This window comes from Methylobacterium litchii, assembly GCF_038442315.1.
Taxonomy (GTDB): Bacteria; Pseudomonadota; Alphaproteobacteria; order Rhizobiales; family Beijerinckiaceae; genus Methylobacterium; species Methylobacterium litchii.
The window spans coordinates 1-2502 of sequence record NZ_JBBXMY010000043.1; the positions used below are offsets into that span (position 1 = coordinate 1).

Sequence of the window (2502 nt, forward strand, 5' to 3'; positions counted from 1 at the left end):
TGTGTTTCGGCGTGCAACTTTGACCCCCTGAGGTGGGGGATCGGCGTCCAATTCTGACCCCCTGAAGCTTGCTCTTGCAGACTGCCCTTCGGGACGACCGGACGGGTGGTGGGGGATGAAGGGCGTGGACACGATTGCGCGCATTCGGCGCGAGTTCTTCACCCGCGGCCGCGCGATCAAGGACATCGTCCGCGACCTGCACGTCTCTCGCAACACGGTCCGCAAGGTCATCCGCTCGGGTGCGACTGCGTTCGCCTACGAGCGCGAGGTGCAGCCCTTGCCCAAGCTCGGCCCCTGGCGGGACCATCTCGATCGAATGCTGACGGCGAACGCCGGCAAACCGCCTCGCGAGCGGCTCACCCTAATCCGGATCTTCGAAGCCCTGCGCGGGCTCGGGTATGAGGGCGGCTACGACGCGGTGCGCCGCTACGCCAAGGGCTGGAAGCGCACGCGCACGGCCGTCACCGCCCCCGCCTTCGTGCCGCTCGTCTTCGCCCCCGGCGAGGCCTACCAGTTCGACTGGAGCCACGAGATCGTGCTGATCGGCGGCACGACCACGACGGTCAAGGTCGCCCACGTCCGGCTCTGCCACTCGCGCATGTTGTTCGTGCGGGCCTACCCGCGCGAGAGCCAGGAGATGGTCTTCGACGCCCACGACCGGGCGTTCGCCTTCTTCCGCGGCACCTGCCAGCGCGGGATCTACGACAACATGAAGACCGCGGTGGAGACGATCTTCGTCGGGCGCGAGCGCGCCTACAACCGCCGCTTCCTGCAGATGTGCTCGCACTACCTCGTCGAGCCGGTGGCCTGCACGCCCTCATCAGGGTGGGAGAAGGGTCAGGTCGAGAACCAGGTCGGGCTGGTGCGCGAGCGCCTGTTCACGCCACGCATCCGGGTGAGGAGCTACGACGAACTGAACGCCCTGCTGCTCGACGGGGTGATTGCCTTCGCCAAAGCCCATCCTCATCCCGAGGAGCGGGAGCGCACCGTCTGGGAGCGGTTCGAGGCCGAGCGGGCGGCGCTGGTGCCCTATGCCGGCCGCTTCGACGGCTTCCACGCCGTGCCGGCCAGCGTCTCCTCGACCTGCCTCATACGCTTTGACAACAACCGCTACTCGGTGGCCGCATCAGCCATCGGCCGTCCAGTCGAGGTTCGAGCCTATGCCGAGCGCGTCGAGATCCGCCAGGACGGCCGCATCGTCGCCGAGCACGCCCGTGTCTTCGGCCGCAACCAGACGGTGTTCGATCCCTGGCACTACGTCCCCGTGCTCGCCCGCAAGCCTGGCGCGCTGCGCAACGGCGCACCGTTCAAGGACTGGGTCCTGCCTGCCGCCCTCGACCGCGTCCGACGCAAGCTCGCCGGCTCTGCCGACGGTGACCGGCAGATGGTCGAGATCCTGACCGCCGTGCTCGGCGATGGCCTGCTCGCGGTGGAGGCCGCCTGCGCCGAGGCGCTGCGCGAGGGCGTGCACTCGGCCGACGTCATCCTCAACATCCTGGCTCGCCAGCGCGAGCCGATCGCACCCGTCACCCTCCTGACGCCCGAGGGTCTGCGGCTGCGCCACGAGCCCGTCGCCGACTGCGCCCGCTACGATAGCCTGAGGAGAGCCCCATGATGGAACGTCAGCAGATCCTCGCCACCATGGGCGAGTTGAAGTTGTTCGGGATGAAGGCCGCCTACGACGAGATCATCAAGGTCGCCGTGAAGCGCACGCATGAGCCCCAGCAGATCGTCGGCGACCTGCTCCAGGCCGAGATCAGCGAGAAGCAGGCACGCTCGATCCGCTACCAGATGACGATCGCCAAGCTGCCCCTGGCCAAGGACATCGCCGAGTTCGCCTTCGATGGCACGCCGATCAACGAGATCCTGGTGCGCGACCTTGCCGGCGGTGAGTTCCTGGCTCATCAACGCAACGTCGTGCTGGTCGGTGGCACCGGCACGGGCAAGACCCACCTCGCCATCGCGATCGCCCGGGCCTGCATCCGGGACGGGGCACGCGCCCGGTTCTACAACGTGATCGACCTCGTCAATCGGCTCGAAGCCGAGGCGCGTGCCGGCCGACAGGGCCGCATTGCGGACCATCTCGCCCGGCTCGACCTCGTGGTGCTGGACGAACTCGGCTACCTGCCGTTCGCGCAGTCGGGTGGGCAGTTGCTGTTCCACCTGATCAGCCGTCTCTACGAGACCACCTCGATCGTAGTCACCACGAACCTCGCCTTCGGGGAATGGCCGAGCGTGTTCGCCGGCGACGCCAAGATGACTACGGCGCTGCTCGACCGCCTCACCCATCACTGCGAGATCGTCGAGACCGGCAACGAGAGCTGGCGCTTCAAAAACCGCGCCTGAGGCCCACACACTCGGCACGCCTGCTGGACCCCTGATCAGCCCGGCTGCGCTACCCCGACCCGCTACGCCGGTCTGATCAGGGGGCGTCGAGGCACACACGTCAGAGGGGTCAAAGTTCGACGCCGATCCAGGGTCAAAATTCAACGCTGTTTGACA

At 67.4% G+C, this 2502-nt stretch carries 2 protein-coding genes; both read left to right on the forward strand.

Annotated elements, in window-relative coordinates; translation table 11 throughout:
* The first annotated feature begins 115 nt into the window (after positions 1–115).
* Positions 116–1615, forward strand: coding sequence for an IS21 family transposase (istA, locus tag AAHF99_RS27035; protein ID WP_342167410.1), 1500 nt, complete (start codon positions 116–118; stop codon positions 1613–1615).
* The gene (gene istB / locus AAHF99_RS27040; RefSeq protein WP_342167411.1) at positions 1615–2346 is read left to right on the forward strand and encodes an IS21-like element helper ATPase IstB; all 732 of its coding nucleotides are present in this window, start codon (positions 1615–1617) and stop codon (positions 2344–2346) included. The genes istA and istB overlap by 1 nt, the downstream gene beginning before the upstream one ends.
* Positions 2347–2502 lie beyond the last annotated feature (156 nt).

Coding starts and splice junctions, on each gene's coding strand:
- istA (WP_342167410.1), top strand. CDS start 116: ATGAAGGGCGTGGACACGATTGCGCGCATTCGGCGCGAGTTCTTCACC.
- istB (WP_342167411.1), top strand. CDS start 1,615: ATGGAACGTCAGCAGATCCTCGCCACCATGGGCGAGTTGAAGTTGTTC.